Raw genomic sequence first — 23,421 nt, 5'->3', positions numbered from 1 at the left:
GCACGCTCGGGCCGAGCCTCGGGACGGGGCCAACACCCCCACGCCTCGCACGCTCGGCGTGGGCCCCTGCGGCGGGGCCTGAGCCGGGGCCAACCACCCCCACGCCTCGCACGCTCGGCGTGGGCCCCTGCGGCGGGGCCGGGGCCGTCGCCCCACCCCTCGTCGGCTCAGGACGACGATGTGCCCGAGGCCGGGCCCCGGCTCACAGCGAAGGGGGGCACACTGTTCGGCGTGGGCCGCCTCATCGCCGTCGTCCTCTTCATCGCCCTGATGGTGCCCGCCGGGCTGCTGGTCCGCGGGTGGTCGCTGGCTGCCGGCCGCCGGGCCGTCGCCGGCGCCGCGGTCGAGTTCGTCGTCCCGACCCAGGCCGGTGCCGCCGAGCTGACCCGCCAGGCCGTGCACGGCCGCCGGGTGCGGCAGCTGGGCCTGGCCCTGGGCCTGCTGGCCGTGGTCGCCAGCGTCTTCCTGCTTGCCGAGGCGTCGGTGTTCCTCTGGCTGCCGGTGCTCGTCGCCGGCCTGCTGCTGGGGGTGCTGCTCGCCGAGGCGAGCCGGCCCCGGCCGCGGTGGGCGCTGTCCTCGCCCGCGCGCCGACAGCGCCGCACCGAGCAGGTCTCGCCGTGGCTGCTGTGGACCATGCGCGCCGCCGTCGCCGGTGAGGTGCTGGCCGCCGTGCTGCTGGCCGACGACCTCGGCCGGCCGCTGACCGTGGCAGCGCTGGCGGTGCCGCTGGTCGGCTGGCTGCTGGCGGAGGCCGCGCTGCTGCGGGTGCTGCTCCGGCCGCTGCCCGCCGAGGGGGCCGACGTCCCGGTCGACGAGGCGCAGCGGACCTGGACGGCGCACCTCGTCGTGGCGGCCACCAGCACGCTGGCCCTGCTGCCGCTGGGCAGCCTGCTGCTGGTCGCCGGGCTCGGGCTGGGCGAGCGGGCCGCCAGCGTGGGCGCCGGGCTGGTGCCGGTGGCCCTGGTGGCCGGCGGGTTCTCCGCCCTGACGGCCGGGTTGGCCGTCGCGGGCTTCCTGGTCACCTGGCTGCGGCCGGTCCGGCACACCAGCCGGGCGCTGGCGAGCTGAGCGGGGCGCTCGGTACCCCCTCGGCCCCCGATCAGTCCTGTGGCTCTTCCCACTGATCAACTCCGGCCCGGAGCCCAGCTGGGCGGCGCGTGTGTCACGTTGCGTGTCGGCGCGCCTGCGCAACGACGTGTCGACAAGGCGCTTCACTGATGCCGCACGGTTGTCTTCCGTACCGCGTTCGTTATCGTGTCGTGACCGACCAGCCGGGGTGGGGAACGCCCAGGCAACGGCCCCGCTGACCCTGGGGCCCCACGTCGGGCCGCACGACGACGGACCGCCGCCTCCGGGCGGGGTCTGTGGACTGCTGCCCACGTTCCCCTGCCCGGACCTGTGACCACGTGGATGTGTTGTGCGCCGTTCCTTGAAGCTCAGTCTGTTCGCCCTGGTCCTGCTGGGCCTCGTGGGCGGCTCCCTCGCCTACTTCGTCGCCCAGAAGACGGTGACCCTCACCATCGACGGCCAGTCGCGCGAGGTGAGCACCTACGCCTCCACCGCCGGGGAGATCCTCGCCGACGAGGGGCTGAGCCCGGCCGCGCACGACGTCGTCCTGCCGGCCACGGACGCCGCGGTCGGCGACGGTGACACCGTCGTCCTGAACCGGGCGCGCCCCCTGGCGCTGACCGTGGACGGCGTCCGCAGCGACGTCTACACGACGGCCCTCTCCGTGGACGACGCGCTCGAGCAGCTCGGCTACCGCGAGGAGGACCTCGTGCTGTCCGCCAGCCGCAGCGAGCGCCTCCCGCTCGACGGCATGGACCTGGCGATCCAGACCCCCAAGGACGTCACCCTGATGCTGGACGGCCAGCAGCGGGTGGTCACCACCACCGCCCCCACCGCCGGCGAGCTGCTCGCCGAGCAGGGCGTCGCGCTCGCCCCGACCGACCGCACCAGCCTGGCGGCCACCCAGCCGCTGCTGGACGCGATGGTGCTGCGGGTCTGGCGGGTCCAGGTCAGCGACGTCGCCGAGGTGTCGACGATCGACTACGAGACGGTCGAGACGCAGGACGCCGAGGCGCTGGTGGGCACCCGCACCGTCACCGTCAAGGGCGTCGAGGGCGAGCAGACCACCACCTTCCGGGTCACCCTGACCGACGGCGTGGAGACCGCGCGCGAGCAGGTCGGCGTCGAGGTCACCAAGCCCGCGGTCGACCAGCAGGTCGCCGTCGGCACCAAGCCCAAGCCGGCCCCGGCCCCCGCGCCCGCCGGGAGTGGCGCGCCTGCCCCGGCAGTGGCCGGCGGCAGCGTCTGGGACCAGCTCGCCAAGTGCGAGGCCGGCGGCAACTGGGCCATCAACACCGGCAACGGCTACTACGGCGGGCTGCAGTTCTCGCTGGGCACGTGGCGCGCCAACGGCGGCACCGGCATGCCGCACGAGGCCAGCCGCGAGCAGCAGATCGCCGTCGGCGAGCGGGTCCAGGCCTCGCAGGGCTGGGGCGCGTGGCCCAGCTGCACCCGCAAGCTCGGCCTCCGCTGATGAAGGACCCCGCTGCCCCCCACCGCTCGCACGCTCGCGGCGGGACCCTGCAGCGGGGCCGGTCCTGACGGCCTTGCTGGGCCCGGCCGCGATCCGCGACCTGGCCCAGCAGCTCGACCTGCGTCCCACCAAGGCGCTGGGGCAGAACTTCCTGCACGACGCCAACACCATCCGCAAGATCGTGCGCACCGCCGCCCTGTCGGCCGACGACGTGGTGTGCGAGGTCGGCCCCGGACTCGGCTCGCTGACCCTGGGGCTGCTGCCGGCCTGCGCAGCCGTGACCGCGGTGGAGATCGACGAGCGGCTGGCCGGCCAGCTGCCCCGCACCGTCGCCGAGCGCCTGCCGCGGTACGCCGACCGGCTCACCGTGGTCACCGCCGACGCGCTGCGCGTGACCGAGCTGCCCGGCCCGCCGGTCACCGCCCTGGTCGCGAACCTGCCCTACAACGTGGCCGTGCCGGTGCTGCTGCACCTGCTGGAGCTGCTGCCCACGGTGCGCAGCGCCCTGGTCCTGGTCCAGGCCGAGGTGGCCGACCGGCTGGCCGCCGCCCCCGGCACGCCCGCCTACGGGGTGCCCAGCGTCAAGGCCGCCTGGTACGCCGACGTGCGCCGCGCGGGCAACGTGCCCCGGCCGGTGTTCTGGCCCGCCCCCAACGTCGACTCAGGCCTCGTGGCGCTCACCCGGCGGCCGCCCCCGCCGGGGGACCGAGCCGCGACCTTCGCCGTCGTCGACGCGGCGTTCGGCATGCGGCGCAAGGGACTGCGGGCCGCCCTGGCCCGGTGGGCCGGCAGCCCGGCGGCGGCCGAGGCCCGGCTGCGGGCCGCCGGCATCGACCCGGCGACCCGCGGCGAGCAGCTGTCGGTCACCGACTTCGCCCGACTGGCCGCGACCTGAAGGACCTCCCCGCCGTGGCCCGCTCCAGGGACCCGGCCCCAGCTCGCGAGGGTCGGGGAGCAGCGGGTCCTCCCACTCGTGGCAGGCCTCTGCGGGGAGGCCGGTCCGGCCGGTCGGGACATGGCAGGGTGTCCCGGTGATCAACGCGACGCACGGGGGGCCGGGCCGGATCGCCGGCAACGGCGCCGTGGTCGCCCGCGCCCCCGCCAAGGTCAACGTGCACCTGCGGGTGGGCCCGCTGCGCGCCGACGGCTTCCACGAGCTGACCACCGTCTACCTGGCCGTCTCGCTGTCCGACACCGTGACCGCGCGCCCCGGGGAGGGCATCACGCTCACCGTCCGCGGTGAGGGCAGCGCCACGGGGCGCGGCCCGGCCAGCGTGCCCACCGACCGCGGCAACCTGGTGTGGCAGGCCGCCGAGCTGCTGGCCCGGCACGCCGGCGTGGCCGCCGACGCGCAGCTCGAGGTGGACAAGTCGATCCCGGCCGCCGCGGGCCTGGCGGGGGGCAGCGCCGACGCCGCCGCCGCCCTGGTCGCCCTGGACGCGCTCTGGGGCACCCGGGCGACCCGCGGCGACCTGGCCGGGCTGGCCGCCCAGCTGGGCAGCGACGTCCCGTTCAGCCTGCTCGGCGGGGTCGCCCTGGGCACCGGTCGGGGGGAGCAGCTGTCCCCGGTGCTGGCCCGACGGCGCAGCGACTGGGTGCTGGGCATCGCCGGCGAGGGCCTGTCCACCCCGGCCGTCTACGCCGAGCTGGACGCCCTGCGCGCCGGGGGGACGGCGGCCGACGGCGACGCGGCCGGGGACGCCGCCGAGCCGGTCATCGCGGCGCTGCGCAGCGGCCCTCCGTCGGCGCTGGCCGCCACCCTCGCCAACGACCTGCAGGCGCCGGCGCTCCGGCTGCGGCCCGAGCTCCGGCGGGCGCTGCGGGCGGCCACCGAGGCCGGCGCGCGTGCCGCGGTGGTCAGCGGCTCCGGCCCGACGGTCGCCGCGCTGGCCGACGACGAGGACTCCGCGATCGAGCTCGCCGCCCGGCTGGCCGGCGCCGGGGTGTTCCGCACGGTGCGCGCCGTCCACGGCCCGGTGCCCGGCGCCCGGCTGGTGGGCTGAGAAAGGACCCTCCTGCCCTTGGCCCCGTCCCGAGGCTCGCCCCGAGCCTGCGAGGGGTGAGGAGGACGGGGTCCTTCAACTCGCGGTGGGCCCCTGCAGGAGGGCCGGGACGGGGCCGGGCCCTGCTGGGCGGGCGGTCAGGAGGGCGGTGGCGCCGACGGGCGGAGCCGGCCGACGAGGCCCGGGGACGGGTCGAGGTGTGCCAGGCCGTTGTAGGCCAGGTTCACCAGGTGCGCGGCCACCTGCCGCTTGCCCGGCGTCCGGTGCTCCAGCCACCACTGGCCGACCAGCGCCACCATCCCCACCAGCGCCTGGCTGTACAGCTCGGCGGCCCGCGGGTCGTACCCGTTGCTGCCCAGCTGGGCGGCCAGGATGTGCTCGACCTTGCGGGCCACCTCGCTGATCAGCGACGAGAAGGTGCCCGACGCGGCCACCGGTGAGTCGCGGGTGAGCACCCGGAAGCCGTCGGTCTCGTCCTCGATGTAGTCCAGCAGCACCAGCGCGGCGCGCTCCAGCAGCTCGCGGGGGTGCCCGCCGGAGGCGAGCGTGGAGGTGAACCGGTCCAGCAGTCGCTGCATCTCCCGGTCGACGACGACGGCGTACAGCGCCTCCTTGCCGCCGAAGTGCTCGTAGACGACCGGCTTCGAGACGTCGGCGCGGGCGGCGATCTCCTCGATCGAGGTGGCCTCGTAGCCGCGCTGGGCGAACAGCTCCCGGCCGACGTCGAGCAGTTGCCGGCGACGCTGGGCCCGGGTCATCCGTACCCGCGGCCGGTGCCCGCCGGCGCTGCCGGGTGCCGTCACGCGGCGGGCGCGGGCTCGCTCTGCCGCCGCTTCGCCGCCAGCCGGACCGGGTCGGGCCACTTGACGTCCCGCGCCCAGCCGAGCTTCTCGAACGCCCAGATCACCCGGGCGCTGATGTCGACCTGCCCGGGCAGCACGCCGTGCCGCGCGCAGGTCGGGTCGGCGTGGTGCAGGTTGTGCCAGGACTCGCCGAAGCTCAGCACGGCCAGCGGCCAGAAGTTGGTGGACCGGTCCCGCGAGGTGAAGGGCCGGCTGCCGACCGTGTGGCAGATCGAGTTGATCGACCAGGTGACGTGGTGCGAGAGCGCGACCCGGACCAGCCCGGCCCAGAAGAACGCCGTCCACGCGCCGGTCCAGCTCATGGTGACCAGCCCGCCGATCAGCGCCGGCAGCGCGAGGCTGAGGAAGGCCCAGAGGACGAACAGCCGGCTGGTGCGGCGGACGGCGGCGTCCTTGAGCAGGTCGGGGGCGTAGCGCTGCGGGTTGGTCTGCCGACGGTCGAAGAGCCAGCCCAGGTGCGCGTGGAACATGCCCTTGAGCAGCGAGCGGGTGTCGGTGCCGTAGCGCCACGGGGAGTGCGGGTCACCCTCCCGGTCGGAGAAGGCGTGGTGCCGGCGGTGGTCGGCGACCCACTGGACGACCGGACCCTGGATCGCCATGCAGCCGGCCACGGCCAGCGCCACCCGCAGCGGCGTGCCGGCCTTGAACGACCCGTGCGTGAAGTGCCGGTGGTAGCCGACCGTGATGCCCAGCAGGGTGAACACGTAGAAGACCGACGAGAGGACGACGTCGGTCCAGGACAGCCCCCAGCCCCACACCGCGGGCACCACGGCGGCCAGCGCGAGGAACGGGACGAGGACGAAGACGTAGAGCGCGATCTGCTCGACCGCACCCTTCTCCGCGCCCAGCGCGTTGGCCGGGAGGTTGGCGTCCGGGCGGGCCGGCCTGGTGGGGCGGGCCGGCGCGGTCGTGCGGTCGAGCGCGGGAGCGGACACGGGGCCTCCGGTGCGGGATGTCGCCGGCGGGCTCGTGGGCCGGTCGGCAGTGCGGCGATCCGGCGGGCACCGGGTTACGCGGCCGTAACCTACGTCACCGTAAGCGGGACGGCGCGGTGAGGTCCGGCGAGCGGGGCCACCGCTGTGCGCTCCGGACGGCCTCCGTGCCGTCGAGACGGCCGTCGGCGCACACCGCCGTCGGGCGGCCGGTGCCGACCACTGGGTGCCCGGGCGCCCGCCCGGCCCTACGCTCAGGTCCGGGTCACCGGTCTCCCGGACGTCCCGGTCGAGGCGCGCCGGTCCGGGCGTCCGGTCGAGGCGCCGCGGACGGGTGGCGCCGTCGATGGGGGATGGGGTAATCGGCAGCCCGCCGGCCTTTGGAGCCGTGCAGTCTCGGTTCGAGTCCGAGTCCCCCAGCCACGACGGCCGCTCTGTGCCCGGTCCCGGGACCCGTCCGGGCCGGGCGGGAGCGGGGGCGTCCGCCCGACCACGCCAGCCGAGGAGTCACGTGAGCCTGCCAGCACCCCCGCCGTCCACCACCGGTGCAGCGTCCGCAGCGGACCCGGTCGTGACCGCCGTCGTCGTCCTGGCCGCCGGTCAGGGGACCCGGATGCGGTCCCGCACCCCCAAGGTGCTGCACGAGCTGGGCGGCCGCTCGATGCTCGGCCACGTGCTGGCCGCCGCCGCCCCGCTGGGCGCCGCCCGGACGGCCGTCGTCGTCGGGTCCGGCCGCGAGCAGGTCACCGCACACCTGGACGCCGTCGCCCCGGCCGCGCTGGCCGTGGTGCAGGAGGAGCAGCGCGGCTCGGGCCACGCCGCGGCGGTCGCCCTCGACGCGCTGCCCGACGTCGCCGGGCCGGTGCTCATCGTCAACGGCGACGCCCCGCTGCTCCGGACCGAGACGCTGGCCGGCCTGGTCGCCGCCCACCGCACCGGCGGCAACGTCCTCACCGTCCTCACCGCCGACGTCGCCGACCCCGCCGGGCTGGGCCGGATCGTGCGGGACGCCGACGGCGCGGTGCGGCAGATCGTCGAGGAGAAGGACGCCGACGACGCCCAGCGGGCCATCACCGAGGTCAACGCCGGGGTCTACGTCGGGGACGCCGCCGCCGTGCGGGAGGCGCTGACCCGGGTCGGGTCGGCCAACCAGCAGGGCGAGCAGTACCTGACCGACGTCCTGGGCCTGCTCGTCGCCGACGGCCGGCCGGTCGGTGGCCACCGCGCCGACGACCCGGCAGACACCCTCGGATGCAACGACCAGCGCGAGCTCGCCGACCGGCGCCGGACGCTCAACGACCGGGTGCTCGACCGGCTGATGCGCGACGGCGTCGTCGTCGTCGACCCGCGGACCACCTGGGTGGACGTCACCGCCGAGGTCGCCGCCGAGGTGGTGCTGCACCCGGGCACCCAGCTGCTGGGCGCCACCACCGTCGCCGCCGGCGCCGTGGTCGGGCCGGACACCACCCTCACCGACACCGAGGTGGGGGAGGGGGCCGTGGTGGTCCGGACGCACGCCCAGCTCGCCGTCGTGGGGCCCGAGGTCTCCGTCGGGCCGTTCGCCTACCTCCGTCCCGGCACGCAGCTGGCCCGCGGCGCCAAGGTCGGCACCTTCGTGGAGACCAAGAACGCCCGGCTCGGCGAGGGTGCCAAGGTGCCGCACCTGTCCTACGTCGGCGACGCCACCATCGGCGAGCACACCAACATCGGGGCCGCGACGGTCTTCGTCAACTACGACGGCGTCGCCAAGCACCACACCACCATCGGCCGCCACGCCCGTACCGGCGCGGACAACATGTTCGTCGCCCCCGTGCAGGTCGGGGACGGTGCCTACACCGCCGCCGGGTCGGTGATCACCCAGGACGTGCCGCCCGGTGCCATGGCCGTGGCCCGGGGACGCCAGCGCAATGTGGCAGGCTGGGTGGGACGCCGACGCCCGGGGACCCCCGCGGCCGAGGCCGCCGCAGCGGCGCAGGACGGTACCGGCCGGCGCGGCGGGGACCGGTCGCCGGACCCCGCGCCGGCCGACGAACGAGCAGGGGGACAGCAGAGCCGATGAGCACGATCCGGCAGACCACCAACAAGAGCCTGATGCTCTTCTCCGGCAGGGCATTCCCCGAACTGGCGGACGAGATCGCCGGGCACCTGGGCGTCAGCCCGATCCCGACGTCGTCCTACGAGTTCGCCAACGGCGAGTTGTTCGTGCGGTTCGAGGAGTCGGTACGCGGCTGCGACGCCTTCGTCGTGCAGAGCCACACCGCCCCGATCAACACCTGGCTCATGGAGCAGCTGATCATGGTCGACGCGCTCAAGCGCGCGTCGGCCAAGCGGATCACCGTGGTCGCGCCCTTCTTCCCCTACGCCCGGCAGGACAAGAAGCACCGCGGCCGCGAGCCGATCTCCGCCCGGCTGGTCGCCGACATGTTCAAGACCGCCGGCGCCGACCGGCTGATGACCGTCGACCTGCACACCGCGCAGATCCAGGGCTTCTTCGACGGCCCCGTCGACCACCTGTTCGCGATGGACCTCCTCATCGAGGAGGTCAAGCGGAAGTGGGGCGACCGCGACCTGACCGTCGTGTCCCCCGACTCCGGTCGCGTCCGGGTCTCCGAGCGGTGGAGCGACAAGCTCGGCGGCACGCCGCTGGCCTTCATCCACAAGACCCGCGACGTCAGCCGGCCCAACGAGGTCGTCGCCAACCGCGTGGTCGGCGAGGTCGAGGGCCGGGTCTGCATCCTTGTCGACGACATGATCGACACCGGCGGCACCATCGTGAAGGCCGCCGAGACGCTGTTCGCCTCCGGCGCCGCCGAGGTGATCATCACCGCGACGCACGGCGTCCTCTCCGGCCCCGCCGTCGACCGGCTCAAGAACAGCCGGGTCAGCGAGGTCGTCATCACCAACACGCTGCCCATCGAGCCGGCCCGCCAGTTCGACAAGCTCACCGTGCTCTCCATCGCCCCGCTGCTCGCCCGGGCGATCAAGGAGGTCTTCGAGGACGGCTCGGTGACCAGCCTGTTCGACGGGGCTTCGTGACATCGCGATCCTGACGGATCGCACCGCGGCCAGCGGCCGTCCCCGGCGGCCGCTGAGCCGTTGCCCGCCGCGTCGTCAGGGAGCCTCCGGCCCCCGTGACGGCGCGGCGGTCGGACCGGCCTGCGGTCCTCGGCGGGAGCCTCCGGCCCCGCGCCGCTGACCGCAGACGTCCCTACCGGGACGACGGTCCGGGGTCCCCCGGTGAGGGCGCTGGTCCGCCCAAGCCTCCTGGGTCTTCGACTCGCTCGATGTCGACCGCATGTCGTCGGGTAGGCTGGTCGTCGCTGCCCGGCGAGGGAGACGGTCCGACCGTGCTCCGTGATCGACGTGCGTGCTCCCTCTCGGGTGTGCCGCGCTCGCCGGCCCAGGACCCCGATCCACCTGTTGAGGAGCACACCACCGTGGCTGACTTCCGCCTCGAGGCCCAGACCCGCACCGAGTTCGGCAAGGGCAGCGCCCGCCGGACCCGCCGCGAGGGCCGCGTCCCCGCCGTCCTCTACGGCCACGGCCAGGACGTCGTCCACCTGTCCCTGCCGGCCCGCGAGTTCGCCGCGGCGCTGCGCAACGGCGGCACGAACGTGCTGCTGACCGTCGTGCTGGACGGCAAGGAGCAGCTCGCGCTGACCAAGGCCGTGCAGCGCGATCCGATCAGCCGGGTGCACGAGCACGTCGACCTGCTGCTGGTCCGCCGCGGCGAGAAGACCACCGTCGACGTCCCCGTCGTCATCGTCGGCGAGCCGGCGCCGGACACCATCAGCAACCACCAGCTGAACACCGTCTCCCTCGAGGCCGACGCCACCAACCTCCCGGAGACCATCGAGGTCGACATCACCGGCCGCACTGCGGGCAACGGCATCACCGCCGGCGACCTCCCGCTGCCGGCCGGCGCGACCCTGGTCACCGACCCCGAGGCGCTGGTCATCGGCTTCCTCGGCGCGCCGACCGCCGAGCAGCTCGAGGCCGAGCTGGCCGACGCCGAGGCCGAGGCCGGCATCGAGCGCGACGAGTCCGACGCCGACGGCGACGTGGTCGGCGAGCCGTCCGACCAGGGCAGCGGCGAGTCGATCGAGGCCGCCGACTCCGACGAGTCCTGAGTCCGCTGAGCGAGAGCACGACCCGCGGGGGCGCCGGCACGGCCGGCGCCCCCGCGGCGTCTCCGGCCCCGCCCTCCGAGGGCCCCTTTCTCGTCGTCGGCCTCGGCAACCCGGGTCCCGGCTACGCCGGGAACCGGCACAACGTCGGTGCCATGGTGCTGGCCGAGCTGGCCGGCAGGGCCGGGATCAAGCTGTCGCCGGGCAAGGGCCCGCGGGCGCGGGCGGTGTCCGGTGAGGGCCGGCTGGCCGGCCGCCGGGTGGTGCTCGCCCAGCCGACCAGCTACATGAACGAGTCCGGCGGGCCGGTCCGCGGGCTGCTGGACTACCACTCCCTGCCGGCCGGCGACCTGGTCGTGCTGCACGACGAGCTGGACCTGCCCTTCGAGGTGGTGCGGCTCAAGCGCGGCGGCGGGGAGGGCGGGCACAACGGGGTCCGCTCTGTCTCCCGCTCCCTGGGCACCCGCGACTACCTGCGGGTGCGGATCGGCATCGGCCGGCCGCCGGGCCGGCAGGACCCGGCCGACTTCGTGCTGAAGGACTTCTCCGCGACCGAGCGCAAGACCTTGGACCTGCTGGTCGCCGAGGCGGCCGACGCCACCGAGCTGCTCCTCGAACGGGGACTCGAGGCCGCCCAGAACGTGGTGCACCCCCGCAGCTGAGCCGACCGCCCGCACGAACGGGTGGTCGGCCGGGGGGAGCGGCGTCTCCCTTCGAGTGAAGACGGGGCGGAGCGATTGCCGCTCTGGTGACTCACGGTGATGGTTGGGCCCGTCGTCGACCGGCGCCCATCCCCTGGACCGGGGGCACGTGGGCGTCGGCGGCGACGTTCCGTCACCGCCGGAGTGCCTGGGAGAAGCCGTGCTGCTGGAACGCACCGAACTGACCGGCCGCCTCGGCCGGGCCCGGGTCGTGCCCACGCCCCGCCCGTCCCCTCCGCCGGCCGCCGCCCGGCCGGTCCGGCTGGCGCACCGCGGCGCGCGTCGCTGGGTGCGCCGGTACCAGCGGCTGCTGCTCACCGCCGAGGTCCTGGCCGCGGCCTCGACCGGCACCGTCGTGGTCGCCCTGCACCCGGCACCGGTCACCCCGTACAGCGACCTGCTGTGGGCCAGCGCCTCCCTGGTCGTCTCGTGGCCGGCCCTCATCGCCGCGTGCGGCGGGTACGACCAGCGGCTGTTCGACTCCGGCGGCGAGGAGTACCGCCGGGTCGGACGGGCGGGGCTGGTGCTGCTCGCCGTCCTCGGCTTCGTGTCCTACGCCGCCGCACTGGAGCTGAGCCGGGCGCTGGTGGTGCTCGCCGTCCCGGCGCTCACCCTGCTCACCCTCGTCGGCCGCTACGTCGCCCGGCAGCTGCTGCACACCCAGCGGGCCTCCGGCCGGTGCGTCAAGCGGGTCGTCCTGGTCGGCCGCGGCGGCGCCGCGCTGGAACTGCTGGACCGGATGCGGCGTACCCCGCACGTCGGCCTGGACGTGGTCGCGCTGTGCGTGCCCGTCGCCGACCGGACCCGGGTCGAGGCCGCCGTAGACCTGCCCGTCTCCGGCCTGGAGGACGTGCTGGGCACCACCGCCCGGACCGGGGCCGACGCGGTGGCGGTCACCTCGGCCAGCGACACCGCCTCGGCGTACCTGCGCACGCTCAGCTGGCAGCTGGAGGGCAGTGGCCTGGAGCTGCTGGTGGCCCCCGGCCTGGTCGAGGTCGCCGGCCCCCGGCTGCACATCCGCCCCTTCGACGGGCTGCCGCTGCTGTCGGTGGAGCAGCCCACTTTCTCCGGCTGGCGCCGGGTGGTGAAGAACGGGCTCGACCGGTCGGTGGCGCTCGCCGGCCTGATCGCGCTGCTGCCCGTGCTGGTCGCCATCGCGCTGCTGGTCCGCCGGTCGGGCCCGGTGTTCTACCGGCAGCGGCGGGTCGGCCTGGGCGGCGTGGAGTTCAGCATGCTGAAGTTCCGCAGCATGGTCGTCGGGGCGGACCAGCAGGTGGCCGGGCTCAGCGACGGCAACGACGCGGACGGCCTGCTGTTCAAGATGAGGGCCGACCCCCGGGTCACCCCGGTGGGCCGCTGGCTGCGCCGGCTGTCCCTGGACGAGCTGCCCCAGCTGGTCAACGTGGTGAAGGGCGAGATGTCCCTGGTGGGTCCGCGTCCGCCGCTGCCCGCGGAGGTCGCCCGCTACGACAGCTCGGTGAGCCGCCGGCTGCTGGTCAAGCCGGGCCTGACCGGCCTCTGGCAGATCTCCGGCCGCAGCGACCTCCCGTGGGAGGAGGCCGTGCGGCTCGACCTGCGCTACGTGGAGAACTGGTCGCTGGCCCTGGACCTGCTGATCCTCTGGAAGACCGTGCGCGCCGTCGCCACCGCCTCCGGCGCCTACTGAGCCGCCGCTCCGGCGCCTGCCGAGCCATCGCTCCGCCCGCCGGACCGCGGTCACCCGTCGGGGTGACCGCGCCGCCCGTGGACGAGAGCCGCCGTCCGCCCGGACCGATGGTCTCGGTGATCGGGCCGACGAGGTCCGGATGAGGTCCATCCCGCCGGACGGCGCGGAGTCGGGCCGGCGCCCTCGCGGCCGCCGGCCCTGCCGCGGCGTCCGGAGGAGAAACGGAGCGACACGATGGCACGACGCACCTCGGGCAGGCTGCGCATCGCCCTGGTGGGCACGCGTGGCGTGCCGGCGCGCTACGGCGGCTTCGAGACGGCGGTCGAAGAGGTCGGCCGCCGGCTGGCCGACCAGGGGCACGACGTCGTCGTCTACTGCCGGACGACGGCGGACGGCGACCGCCCGCGGACCCACCTCGGGATGCGGCTGGTCCACCTGCCCGCGCTGCGCCGTCGGTCGCTGGAGACGCTGAGCCACACCGGGCTGTCCGTGGCGCACCTGCTGATCCACCGGGTGGACGCCGCCATCGTCTTCAACGCCGCCAACGCGCCCTGGCTGCCGCTGGTGCGCGCCGCCCGGATCCCGGTCGCCACGCACGTGGACGGCCTGGAGTGGAAGCGGGCCAAGTGGGGCGGGGTCGGCCAGCGCTACTACCGCGCGGTGGAGGCGCTGTCGGTCCGCTGGTCCGACGCGCTGATCGCCGACGCCCGCGGCATCGCCGACTACTACCGCGACGAGTTCGCCGCGCCGACCGAGCAGATCGCCTACGGCGCCCCCCAGGTCGACGGCTCGGCCACCGGCAAGCTGGCCGAGCTGGACCTCACCCCGGGCGGCTACCACCTCGTCGTCGCCCGCTTCGAGCCGGAGAACCACGTCGACGTCATCGTCGACGGCTACCGGCGCAGCTCGGCCGCGCTCCCGCTGGTGGTGGTCGGCTCGGCGCCCTACGCCGACGAGTACACCCGCCGCGTGCACGCGCTGGGCGACGACCGGGTGCGCTTCCTGGGCGGGGTGTGGGACCAGGAGCAGCTCGACCAGCTGTACGCGCACAGCCGCACCTACCTGCACGGCCACTCGGTGGGCGGGACCAACCCCTCCCTGCTGCGGGCCATCGGCGCCGGTGCGGCCACCATCGCCTACGACGTCTCCTTCAACCGCGAGGTGCTGGAGACCAGTGGCAGGTACTTCACCACCGCCGGGGACGTGGCCGCGGCACTGGAGGCGGCCGAGGCCGACCCGGACCGGACCGCGCGGGACGGCGAGCAGGCCCGGGCGCTGTCCGCCCGCTACGACTGGGACGCCGTGGCCGCCAGCTACGAGGTGCTCTGCCGGCGGCTCGCCGCGCGGGACTTCCCGCGCTCGCGGCCCAGCGGCCGGCGTCTGATCGCCGGTCCGGCTCCGGCGCCCCGGCCCGTCCCCGAGCCGGCCGACCGGCCGGAGCAGGCCGTGCCCGCACCGGGTCCGGCCGGGCCGGCGACCGTGCCGGCGGTGCCCGCTCCCCGGCGTCCCCGGGCGCACCCGCCGCTCCGCCGTCCGGCGGCTGCCGGCGCCGAGCCGCCAGCCCCGGCGACACCGGCACGGGTGGCCGGGGCGTGAGCCAGACCCTGCCGCCACCGCCGGCGCCGTCCCCGCTCCGCCCGGCCGGCGAGTCCTTCGGCACGACCGTGCGCCGCCTCCGGGCGGCCCAGAAGGGCGCGGCCGGCGCGCCGGCGTACTCCCGGTTCGTCAACCGGCGGCTCGGCCGGGCGCTGGCCGCGGCCGCATTCCACGCCGGGCTGACCCCGAACGCGGTCACCGCGCTCAGCGCCCTGTGCACCTTCACCGGGATCGGGCTGCTGGCCGCGGTCCCGGTGTCGGGGACCCTCGGCCTGGCGGTCGCCGGCCTGCTCGTCCTCGGGTACGCGCTGGACTCCGCCGACGGCCAGCTCGCCCGGCTGCGCGGCGGCGGGTCACCGGCCGGGGAGTGGCTGGACCACATGGTCGACGCCGCCAAGATCGGCAGCCTGCACCTGGCGCTGCTGGTCGGGCTGTACCGCTCCGAGCCGGGAGACCGGGGCGCGGAGCTGCTGCTGCCGCTGGGCTTCTCGGTGGTCGCGGTGGTGCTGTTCTTCGCCACCCTGCTCAACGAGGCGATGCGCGCGCAGCACGGAGCGCCCACCCGGGCCGCCGGCGCCGCCGGTGAGCGCCCCGGCGTGCTGCGCTCGCTGGTGGTCGCCCCCACCGACTACGGGGTGCTGTGCCTGGTGTTCGCCCTCCTCGGCGCGCCACCGGTGTTCCTCGCGGCCTACGGGCTGCTCTTCCTCGCCACGGCCGGCTACCTGGCCCTGGCCTCGTTCGCGTGGTTCGCCGAGATGGGCAGGTTGGGTCGATGATCAGCACCCCGCAGGGACCGGACACCCCGACGCCGCCGCGCCCACGCCGGCGCCGGCTGGTCGCGGCGGCGGTCGGGGCAGTGCTGGTGGCGGCGCTCGTCGTCCTCGGGTCGGTGCTGGGACCGGACGAGGACGCCACCGCGGCCGGCAGCCCGGCTGCGGGTACCTCGGCGGCGTCCCCGTCGGCGTCCCCCACCGGGGACCCGGCGACGACGGACCCGACCGCGGAGCCGGGCGCGGCGGCGACCACGTCCGACGCGCCCGCTGTCGAGGACCCGGCGCCGTCCCCGGCGGCCGGGGGCCTGGACCAGCCGCCCCCCTCGCTGCCGGCCGTCCCGCTGGACGAGGAGGTCCCGGTGCAGGGCGTCACCGCGTCGCTGACCCGGATCGAGTCGATCCAGGGGGAGGCGACCGGTCCGGGCAACGTCAACGGACCCGCGCTACGGGTCACCGTGCGCCTGGCGAACGGCACCGGCGCCGACCTCGGCGTCGACGGGGTGACCGTGGACCTCGCGTACGGCGCCGACCGGACCCCCGGGTCCCCGCTCGACGACGTCTCCCAGGCGCCGTTCGCCGGGGTGCTGCGTCCCGGCGAGGCCGCGGAGGGGACCTACGTCTTCCGGGTGCCCTCCGGCGAGCAGGACGACGTCACGATCGGCGTCGGCTCTGCCGCGGGCGCCCCGATCGCCGTCTTCACGGGGTCGCCCGGCTGACCCCCGTCCTCCCGCACACCGGCCCCCTCGACCGCCTGGTCGAGGGGGCCGTGCTGCGTCCGGGGCGTTCCCCGTCCACAGCACGGAAGGTCACCGTCCGGGTGGCCTGAGGGCCGGATCGACTCCGCAGAGTGCCGGAACGGGCGATCTCTCCGCCCTAACGTGTACCCACCGTCACCGGATCAGGGGATGAGGGCGGAGCCCTCGTCACGCTTAGTGTTCGTCGACCGGTCCACCAGGACCGGCCGATGGCTGAGCGAGCGGGGAACACGGATGTCTGGACGGACGTCGGCGACGGCGCGGGCGCTGGTGGCGGGGGTGCTCAGCTGCCTCCTGGTCGGCGGCGCCGTGGGCGGGGTCCTCACCGGGACGGCGCGCGCGGACTCCGCACCGGTCAACCCGGCCGACCCGGGCACCCCGCCCACGGTCACCGCCGACGCCCTGCCGACGGTGCAGGTCGACGGCGTCGTCTGGTCGCAGGCCGTGGTGGGCACCACCGTCTACGCCGCGGGCGAGTTCGCCACCGCCCGCCCCGCGGGAGCCGCGCCGGGCACCCAGCTGACGACCCGCCGGAACCTGCTCGCCTACGACATCCGCACGGGCGCGCTGATCACTTGGTTCGCCCCGGACCTGAACGCCCAGGCCCGGGTGGTGACCGCGTCGCCGGACGGGTCGCGGATCTACGTCGGCGGCGACTTCACCGTCGCCAACGGCCAGACCCGCCGGCACGTCGCCGCCTACGACACGGCCACCGGGAAGCTGGTGCCGGGCTTCGCGCCGAGCGTGTCCAGCTCCGTCCGTGCGCTGGCCGCCACCGACTCCACCGTCTACCTGGGCGGCAACTTCGCGGCCGTCGGGTCCTTCGCCCGGGCCCGCCTGGCCGCGGTGTCGGCCGCCACCGGCGCCGTGCTGCCCTGGGCGCCGGTGCTGGGCACCGGCCCGACCGACGGCAACCGGCTGCCCTACTTCGACGCGGCCGGCAAGCCGATCCCCGGCACGCTGGACACGGCGGCCAACGCGCGCACCAGCACCGAGGTGCTGTCCCTGGTGCTCACCGGCGGCGGCAGCCAGGTGGTCGCGTCCGGGCGGTTCCACACCATCAACGGCGTCCGGGCCACCGGCGTCGGGGCGATGGACGCCGGCACCGGTGCCACCCGGCCCTTCGCCATCGGTTCGATGACGACCAACCAGGGCGTCAACTCCGCCGTCTACAGCCTCAGCACCGACGGGTCGGCCGTCTACGGCACCGGCTACGACTTCTACGGACCGGGCAACCTCGAGGGCGCGTTCGCGGTGGAGGCCGCCGGCGGCGCGGTCCGCTGGATCGCCGACTGCCGTGGGGACTCCTACTCCAACTACTCCAACGGCAGCGCGCTGTACCTGGCCACCCACGCCCACGACTGCTCCAACATCGGCGGCTACCCCGACCACAACCCGTTGGTCTTCCGGTACGCCACCGCGCTGTCCCTGAGCGCCGTCGGCCGGAACGAGACGGTCGCCGACCTGCGCGGGAACACCGCCTTCGCCGGCCAGCCCGCGCCCCGGCTGCTGGACTGGTTCCCGACCATGTCGGTCGGCACCTACACCAAGCAGAACCAGGCCGGCTGGTCGGTCACCGGGAACCGGCAGTACGTCGTCTACGGCGGTGAGTTCAAGAACGTCAACGGCGCTCCCCAGGAGGGCCTGGTCCGCTACGCGGTGACCGCGATCGCCCCGGACCAGCTCGGCCCCAACAGCGGCGGGCTGACCCCCAAGGTCGTCTCGCTGGTGCCCGGGACCGCCCGGGTGACCTGGACCGCCAGCAGCGACCAGGACAACGGCCGGCTGACCTACCGGGTCTACCGCGACGGCGGGACCACCCCGGTGCACACCGTCACCCAGTGGTCCAACTGGTGGGACCGGCCGGGCATGCTCTTCACCGACCGCAACGTGCCGGCCGGGACGCACAGCTACCGGGTCACCGCGTCGGACGCCACCGGGCGGACGGCGACCGGCGGGACCGTCTCGGTGACCGTGGCGGCAGGCACCGCGCCGGCCGCGCGGGCCTACGCCCAGGCCGTCCTCGGGGACGGCGCCCAGAGCTACTGGCCGCTGGGGGAGACCTCCGGCACGACCGCCCACGACCAGGCGGGCGGCAACGACCTCACGGTCGGCGCCGGGGTCACCCTCGGCCGCGCCGGCGCGGTGCGCGGCGACACCGACACCGCCGCCCGCACGAACGGGACCGGCACCGGCATCCTCTCCACCCGCACGCCGGGCCTGACGCCGAACACCTTCAGCGTCGAGGCATGGTTCCAGACCACCACCACCGCCGGCGGCCGGCTGATCGGGTTCGGCAGCACCACCGCCGGGGAGAGCCCCAACTACGACCGGCACGTCTACATGACCGCGATCGGCCAGCTGTACTTCGGCGTCTTCACCGGCGAGCTGCGCACCGTGAACAGCGCGGCCCGCTACAACGACGGCGCCTGGCACCACGTGGTCGCCTCGCTGAGCCCCGCGGGCATGGCGCTGTACGTCGACGGGGTCCTGGTGGGCTCCCGCGCCGACACCAGGGCCGGCGAGCCGTACACCGGCTACTGGCGGATCGGCGGGGACAACACCTGGTCCGGCGCCCGGTACTTCACCGGGCAGCTCGACGAGGTCGCCCTGTACCGCAAGGCGCTGAGCCCCGACGTGATCACCAGCCACCAGCAGCTGGGCAGCGCCGGCCGGGTGACGAACGTCGCCCCGGTGGCGGCGTCCAGCACCTCGCTGGCCGGCTCGACCGCGACCTTCGACGGCTCCGCCTCGACCGACCGCGACGGCAGCGTCGTCCGGCACGGCTGGGACTTCGGGGACGGCACCACGGGCACCGGGGCGACGGTGGCGCACACCTACGCCGCTCCCGGCACCTACTCGGCGACGCTCACGGTCACCGACGACAAGGGCGCGACCGGACGGCGGACCAGCCTGCTGACCGTGGCGGCGCCCACGCCGAACGCCGCCCCCGCCGCGGCCTTCACCGTCGGCGGGACCGGCCTCACCGCCGCCTTCGACGGCTCCGGGTCCGGTGACGGCGACGGGGACATCAGGTCCTGGGCCTGGGACTTCGGCGACGGCACGACGGGCACCGGCGCGACCGCGCAGCACACCTACGCCAAGGACGGCAGCTACACCGTGCGGCTGACGGTCACCGACGACGACGGCGCCACCGGCTCCACCACGCGGACCGCCACGGTGGCCACGCCCACCGCCACCACCGCGCTGGCCTCCGACGCCTTCGGGCGCACGGTGTCCGGTGGGCTGGGGACGGCCGACACCGGCGGGCCGTGGACGGCGCAGGCCGGCGCCACGCGCCAGTCGGTCGCCCCGGGCACCGCCACGATGCAGCTGCCGACCGCCGGCACCAACACCGGCTCTCACCTGGCCGGTGTGCTGCAGACCAGCGGGGACCTGCGGACGTCGGTGTCCCTGTCGGCCGCCCCGACCGGCGGCGGGACCTACGTGTACCTCACCGGTCGCCGGGTCGGGGTCAACCAGGAGTACCGGGCCCGGCTGCGCTTCCTGGCCGACGGCCGGGTCGCGGTGGGGACGACCCGGCTCGCCGGGTCGGCCACCGAGACCCTGATCGGCAGCGAGGTCCTCGTGCCGGGCCTGGTGTACCGGGTGGGCACGCCGCTGGAGGTCCGGCTGCAGGTGTCCGGCACCGGCACCACCGACCTGAAGGCGACCGTGTGGCCGGCCGGCTCCCCGGAGCCGGCGACCCCGACGGTGGTCCGCACGGACACCACGGCCTCGCTGCAGTCCCCGGGCGGCGTCGGCCTGGCGGCCTACCTGACCGGCAGCTCCACCAGCCCGGTCGCGGTGCGGTTCACCAAGCTGACCGTCGTCCCGGTGGGCCCGGCGCCGGCGCCGAACGCGGCGCCGACGGCGCGGTTCACCTCGACCGCGGCGGACCTGGTGGCCACGCTGGACGCGTCGGGCTCCACCGACTCCGACGGCACGGTCGCGGCCCACGCCTGGGAGTTCGGCGACGGGACCCGGGGGACCGGGGCGAAGGCGTCGCACAGCTACGCCACGGCGGGCACCTACTCGGTGACCCTCACGGTGACCGACGACGACGGTGCCACCGCGCGGGTGACCCAGCCGGTCACGGTGACCGCTCCGGCCCCGGCGCCGGCGCCCGCCCCCGGGGTGGTGGCCTCCGACGCCTTCGACCGCACCGTCTCCGGTGGGCTCGGCACGGCCGACGTCGGCGGGGCGTGGACGGCGCAGGCCGGCGCGACCCGGCAGCGGGTGGCCGCCGGGACCGCCACGCTGGACCTGCCGGCGGCCGGCACCAACACCGGCTCGCACCTGGCCGGGGTCTCCCAGACCCGCACGGACCTGCGGACGTCGGTGTCCCTGTCGGCCGCGCCGACCGGCGGCGGGACCTACGTCCACGTCACCGGCCGCCGGGTCGCGGTCAGCCAGGAGTACCGGGCCCGGCTCCGGTTCCTGGCCGACGGCCGGGTCGCCGTGGGCGTCACCCGGCTGGCCGGGACGGCCACCGAGGCGCTGGTCGGCACGGAGGTCCTCGTCCCCGGGCTGACCTACCGCCCCGGCGACGTGCTGCAGGTCCGGCTCCGGGTCACCGGCACCGGCACCACCGACCTGGCGGCGACCGTCTGGTCCGGCGCGACGGAGCCGACGGTGCCGACGCTCACCCGGACCGACACCACCGCGTCGCTGCAGGCGGCCGGCGGCATCGGCCTGGCGGCCTACCTGACCGGCAGCTCGACCGCTCCCGTCGCGGTCCGCTTCGGTCCGGTCACCGCCACCGTCGTCCCGTGAGCGTCGTCCCGTGAGCCGGGCCCGGTCCGGCCGCACCCCGCGGCCGGGCCGGGCCCTCGGCACGCCGGGTCACCCGGGCGGGTCGGTCCCGGCTCCGCTCACCGGTTCGGATGACGACACGGCGGCGCGCCCGTGTCACGGTGACCCTCCGTGCCCGCCGACCGGGCCCGCCGTCCGCTGACCGAGGGAGGTCGACCGTGGTCCCGCGCCTGCTCGGGCTGCTCCGCCGGCCGGCCACCGGGGCGGTCCTCGGCCAGGTCACCCAGGCCGCCGCGGGTCTGGTGCTCCAGGTCGCCGCCGCCCGGTCCCTCGGCGCGGCGGGCTTCGCCACCTTCGCCCTGCTGTACGGCGCGGTCGTGCTGGCCACCGCCGTCGCCAGCGGCCTGGTCGGCGACTCGCTCACCGTGCTGGACCGGCACGAGCCGCGGGTCCGGGCGGGTCTGCACGTGTGCGCCGTGCTGGTCGCGGGCGGGGCGGGCCTGGCCGGCGCGGCGCTCGGTGCGGCGACCGGGGTCGTCGGGACCGTCGGCGCCGTCGTCCTGGGGCTGGCGGTCACCGCCTTCGTGCTGGAGGACACCCTGCGCCGGCTGCTGATGGCCGCCGGGCGCTGGTGGGCGCTGCCGCTGGTGGACGCCACCAGCCTGCTGCTCGCCCTGCTCACGCTGGCCGGGTGCGCGCTCACCGGACCGCTCTCCCTCCCGGACTTCCTGCTGGCCCTGCTCGTCGGCCAGGTCGGCGCCGCCGTCGTCGCCTGGGGGCGGGCGCCCGCCGCGGAGCGGGCCCGTGGCCCCTGGCGGTCGCCGGACCTGCGGGCGGTCTGGACCTTCGGCAGCTGGCGGGCGGCGTCCCAGACGGTCCGTCCCGGCGTCTTCACCGCGCTGCGGCTGGTGGTCGTGGGAGCGCTCGGCGCCGCGGCGTACGGGCCCCTGGAGGCCGCCCGGGTCTACACCGCGCCCACCCTGGTCCTGGTCGCCGGCCTGGGCTCCTACCTGCTCCCGGCGCACGTCGCCCTGCGGCACCGCCCGCTGGCGGAGTCGGTCCGCGGGGCCGACCGCACCGCCGCCGGCCTGGCCGCCGCGGTCGCCGCGCTCACCGGGCTGGCGGTGCTGCTGCTGCCGGTCGCCGGACCGCTGCTCACCGGCGGGGCCTACCGCGTGCCGGTGGCGGCCGTCCTCGGCTGGGGTGCCTACGCCGTGGCCGCGGCGCTGCTGCTGCCGTACTCGGGGCTGGCGGCCGCCCACCACCGGCAGCGCAGGGTGCTCACCTGCCGGCTGCTCGAGCCGGCCGCGCTGCTGCCGGTGGCCGCGCTGGCGCTGCTGGTGGACGGCGGTCAGCAGTGGGCGCCGCTGGCGCTGGCCGCCGGCCCGGTGCTCGCCGCCGTCGCCGTGCGGCGGACGGTGCTGCGGGCCCCCGCCGCACGCACCGCGCCGCTGGGGCGACCCGCCGACGTCCGGCCGGTCGCGGCGCCGGCGGCCTGACCGCCGGGAGCGCGGGCCGGCGGCGGGCGGTCACCGACGGGTGCGCCGGACCGCCTCGCTGATCGCGGCCCGGTACCGCCCGGTGGTGAACTGCCGCTCCGCGGAGGCCCGGCCCGCGTCGGCCAGCGAGCGGGCCAGCGCGGGGTCGTCGAGCACCGCCGCGATCGCCGCGACCAGTGCCGGCGCGTCGTCCGGCGGCACGAGCAGCCCGGTCTCCCCGGAGGTGACGATCTCCGCCAGCCCCTGCACCGCCGAGGCGACCACCGGCCGGCCGGCCAGCTGGGCCTCGACCGCGGCGTTGCCGAACGGCTCGGCGCGGGAGGGCACCAGCACCACCTCGGCGCGGGCCAGCGCCGGCCAGGTCGGCGAGGTGTAGCCGGAGAACGTCACGGCGCCGGCCAGGTCGGGTTCGGACGCCCGGGCGCGCAGCTGGTCCTCGAACCACTCGTAGCCGGGGAACACCGACCCGCAGAGCTCCAGCCGGACGTCGCGGCCCTGTGCGCGCAGCAGCGCCAGCGCCTCCACGGCCACGTCGGTGCCCTTGCGCGGGGAGAGCCGGCCGACCAGCACGACCCGGCGGGGGCCGCCGTCCGCATCGGCCGGGACCGGTGCCCGGCCGGGGCCTGGCACGCCGTTGTGCACCACCTCGGTGCGGGACGCCAGCGGCGGCACGGCGCGCAGCAGCGTGCCCGCGGCGGCCCGGCTGTTCACCACCACGGTCCGGGACAGCAGCAGCGGGGCGTTGAGCAGCGTGGAGACCAGGCGGGGGGCGTCGTCCTCCGCCTCGTGCACGTGGCAGAGGGCGGGACGGCGGGCCAGCCGGGCGGCGACGAGCCAGAGCGGGACGGTCACCGTGTTCACGTACACCGCGTCCGGGCCGGTTGCGCGCAGCAGCCGCAGCATCGCGGGCAGCGCGCGGGCGCTGCCGGCGACGAGGCGGAGGAAGCCGGCCGGCCGCAGCAGCGACTTGCGGAGCACCGGGACGTCCAGCAGGCCGACCGCGGCGCCCGCGTCGCGCAGCCGGTCGACGAGCGGGCCGGGTGCGGGCAGGGAGACCTCGACCCGCCAGCCGGCGTCGGTCAGCCCGCGCACGCTCTCCAGCAGCTGGAGGTCGGACCCGTAGAGGTCGGCGGAGGGGTGGGCGACCAGCACGGTCCCGACGGTCACGTCGTCCCTCCCGTTCCGAGCTCGTCCCGCGGCGGACCGGGC

17 protein-coding genes and 1 tRNA gene are annotated in these 23,421 nt (G+C 76.2%); 15 read left to right on the top strand and 3 right to left on the bottom strand.

Going from position 1 to position 23,421, the window contains the following annotated elements; all coding sequences use genetic code 11:
- Positions 1–231: 231 nt before the first annotated feature.
- From ACWIX6_RS20070 to ACWIX6_RS20055, 4 genes are all read left to right on the top strand, one after another.
- Positions 232–1,068: a hypothetical protein gene (locus tag ACWIX6_RS20070; protein ID WP_448614201.1), complete on the top strand. Its 837-nt coding sequence runs from the start codon at positions 232–234 to the stop codon at positions 1,066–1,068.
- 349 nt (positions 1,069–1,417) lie between these two features.
- Positions 1,418–2,542 carry a transglycosylase family protein gene (locus ACWIX6_RS20065; RefSeq protein WP_448614200.1) on the top strand — a complete coding sequence of 375 codons (1,125 nt, stop codon included), beginning with the start codon at positions 1,418–1,420 and terminating at the stop codon, positions 2,540–2,542.
- 73 nt (positions 2,543–2,615) lie between these two features.
- Positions 2,616–3,437 (top strand): 16S rRNA (adenine(1518)-N(6)/adenine(1519)-N(6))-dimethyltransferase RsmA, encoded by an 822-nt coding sequence (rsmA, locus tag ACWIX6_RS20060; RefSeq protein ID WP_448614199.1) that lies wholly within the window; start codon positions 2,616–2,618, stop codon positions 3,435–3,437.
- 136 nt (positions 3,438–3,573) lie between these two features.
- On the top strand, positions 3,574–4,545 hold the full coding sequence (locus tag ACWIX6_RS20055; protein WP_448614198.1) for a 4-(cytidine 5'-diphospho)-2-C-methyl-D-erythritol kinase: 972 nt from the start codon (positions 3,574–3,576) through the stop codon (positions 4,543–4,545).
- 137 nt (positions 4,546–4,682) lie between these two features.
- On the opposite strand, the gene ACWIX6_RS20050 is transcribed toward ACWIX6_RS20055, so the two are convergent.
- On the bottom strand, positions 4,683–5,348 hold the full coding sequence (locus tag ACWIX6_RS20050) for a TetR family transcriptional regulator (RefSeq protein ID WP_448614197.1): 666 nt from the start codon (positions 5,346–5,348) through the stop codon (positions 4,683–4,685).
- Positions 5,345–6,343: an acyl-CoA desaturase gene (locus ACWIX6_RS20045; RefSeq protein WP_448614196.1), complete on the bottom strand. Its 999-nt coding sequence runs from the start codon at positions 6,341–6,343 to the stop codon at positions 5,345–5,347. Before ACWIX6_RS20045 ends, ACWIX6_RS20050 begins: the two co-directional genes overlap by 4 nt.
- Before the next feature lie 344 nt (positions 6,344–6,687).
- On the opposite strand from ACWIX6_RS20045, the gene ACWIX6_RS20040 reads away from it, so the two are divergent.
- The 11 genes from ACWIX6_RS20040 (at position 6,688) to ACWIX6_RS19990 (ending at position 22,212) form a co-directional block, all read left to right on the top strand.
- A tRNA-Gln gene (locus tag ACWIX6_RS20040) sits at positions 6,688–6,763 on the top strand.
- A gap of 88 nt (positions 6,764–6,851) precedes the next feature.
- Positions 6,852–8,399 (top strand): bifunctional UDP-N-acetylglucosamine diphosphorylase/glucosamine-1-phosphate N-acetyltransferase GlmU, encoded by a 1,548-nt coding sequence (gene glmU / locus ACWIX6_RS20035; protein ID WP_448614195.1) that lies wholly within the window; start codon positions 6,852–6,854, stop codon positions 8,397–8,399.
- Positions 8,396–9,376, top strand: coding sequence for a ribose-phosphate diphosphokinase (locus ACWIX6_RS20030; RefSeq protein WP_448614194.1), 981 nt, complete (start codon positions 8,396–8,398; stop codon positions 9,374–9,376). Before glmU ends, ACWIX6_RS20030 begins: the two co-directional genes overlap by 4 nt.
- Positions 9,377–9,777: 401 nt before the next feature.
- Complete coding sequence (locus tag ACWIX6_RS20025; RefSeq protein ID WP_448614193.1) at positions 9,778–10,470, top strand: 50S ribosomal protein L25/general stress protein Ctc; 693 nt, start codon at positions 9,778–9,780, stop codon at positions 10,468–10,470.
- Positions 10,467–11,129, top strand: coding sequence for an aminoacyl-tRNA hydrolase (gene pth / locus ACWIX6_RS20020; protein ID WP_448617014.1), 663 nt, complete (start codon positions 10,467–10,469; stop codon positions 11,127–11,129). Before ACWIX6_RS20025 ends, pth begins: the two co-directional genes overlap by 4 nt.
- Positions 11,130–11,328: 199 nt before the next feature.
- Positions 11,329–12,834, top strand: a complete 1,506-nt coding sequence (locus ACWIX6_RS20015) for a sugar transferase (protein WP_448614192.1) — start codon at positions 11,329–11,331, stop codon at positions 12,832–12,834.
- Positions 12,835–13,068: 234 nt separating this feature from the next.
- Positions 13,069–14,430, top strand: coding sequence for a DUF1972 domain-containing protein (locus tag ACWIX6_RS20010; RefSeq protein ID WP_448614191.1), 1,362 nt, complete (start codon positions 13,069–13,071; stop codon positions 14,428–14,430).
- Positions 14,427–15,206, top strand: coding sequence for a CDP-alcohol phosphatidyltransferase family protein (locus ACWIX6_RS20005; RefSeq protein ID WP_448614190.1), 780 nt, complete (start codon positions 14,427–14,429; stop codon positions 15,204–15,206). Before ACWIX6_RS20010 ends, ACWIX6_RS20005 begins: the two co-directional genes overlap by 4 nt.
- Positions 15,203–15,919, top strand: coding sequence for a hypothetical protein (locus tag ACWIX6_RS20000; RefSeq protein ID WP_448614189.1), 717 nt, complete (start codon positions 15,203–15,205; stop codon positions 15,917–15,919). The genes ACWIX6_RS20005 and ACWIX6_RS20000 overlap by 4 nt, the downstream gene beginning before the upstream one ends.
- 273 nt (positions 15,920–16,192) lie before the next feature.
- Positions 16,193–20,734, top strand: a complete 4,542-nt coding sequence (locus ACWIX6_RS19995) for a PKD domain-containing protein (protein ID WP_448614188.1) — start codon at positions 16,193–16,195, stop codon at positions 20,732–20,734.
- A gap of 197 nt (positions 20,735–20,931) precedes the next feature.
- The gene (locus ACWIX6_RS19990; RefSeq protein ID WP_448614187.1) at positions 20,932–22,212 is read left to right on the top strand and encodes a hypothetical protein; all 1,281 of its coding nucleotides are present in this window, start codon (positions 20,932–20,934) and stop codon (positions 22,210–22,212) included.
- Between the two features lie 30 nt (positions 22,213–22,242).
- On the opposite strand, the gene ACWIX6_RS19985 is transcribed toward ACWIX6_RS19990, so the two are convergent.
- Complete coding sequence (locus ACWIX6_RS19985) at positions 22,243–23,379, bottom strand: glycosyltransferase (protein WP_448614186.1); 1,137 nt, start codon at positions 23,377–23,379, stop codon at positions 22,243–22,245.
- Positions 23,380–23,421 lie beyond the last annotated feature (42 nt).

Source organism: Modestobacter sp. URMC 112 (assembly GCF_053502575.1).
Note: the sequence above shows the minus strand (reverse complement) of the source record. Positions and strands in the feature narration are given on the sequence as shown.

Excerpts from the sequence above, each read along its gene's own strand:
- ACWIX6_RS20000 (WP_448614189.1), top strand. The coding sequence starts at position 15,203 with ATGATCAGCACCCCGCAGGGACCGGACACCCCGACGCCGCCGCGCCCA.
- ACWIX6_RS20010 (WP_448614191.1), top strand. The coding sequence starts at position 13,069 with ATGGCACGACGCACCTCGGGCAGGCTGCGCATCGCCCTGGTGGGCACG.
- ACWIX6_RS19995 (WP_448614188.1), top strand. The coding sequence starts at position 16,193 with ATGTCTGGACGGACGTCGGCGACGGCGCGGGCGCTGGTGGCGGGGGTG.
- ACWIX6_RS20030 (WP_448614194.1), top strand. The coding sequence starts at position 8,396 with ATGAGCACGATCCGGCAGACCACCAACAAGAGCCTGATGCTCTTCTCC.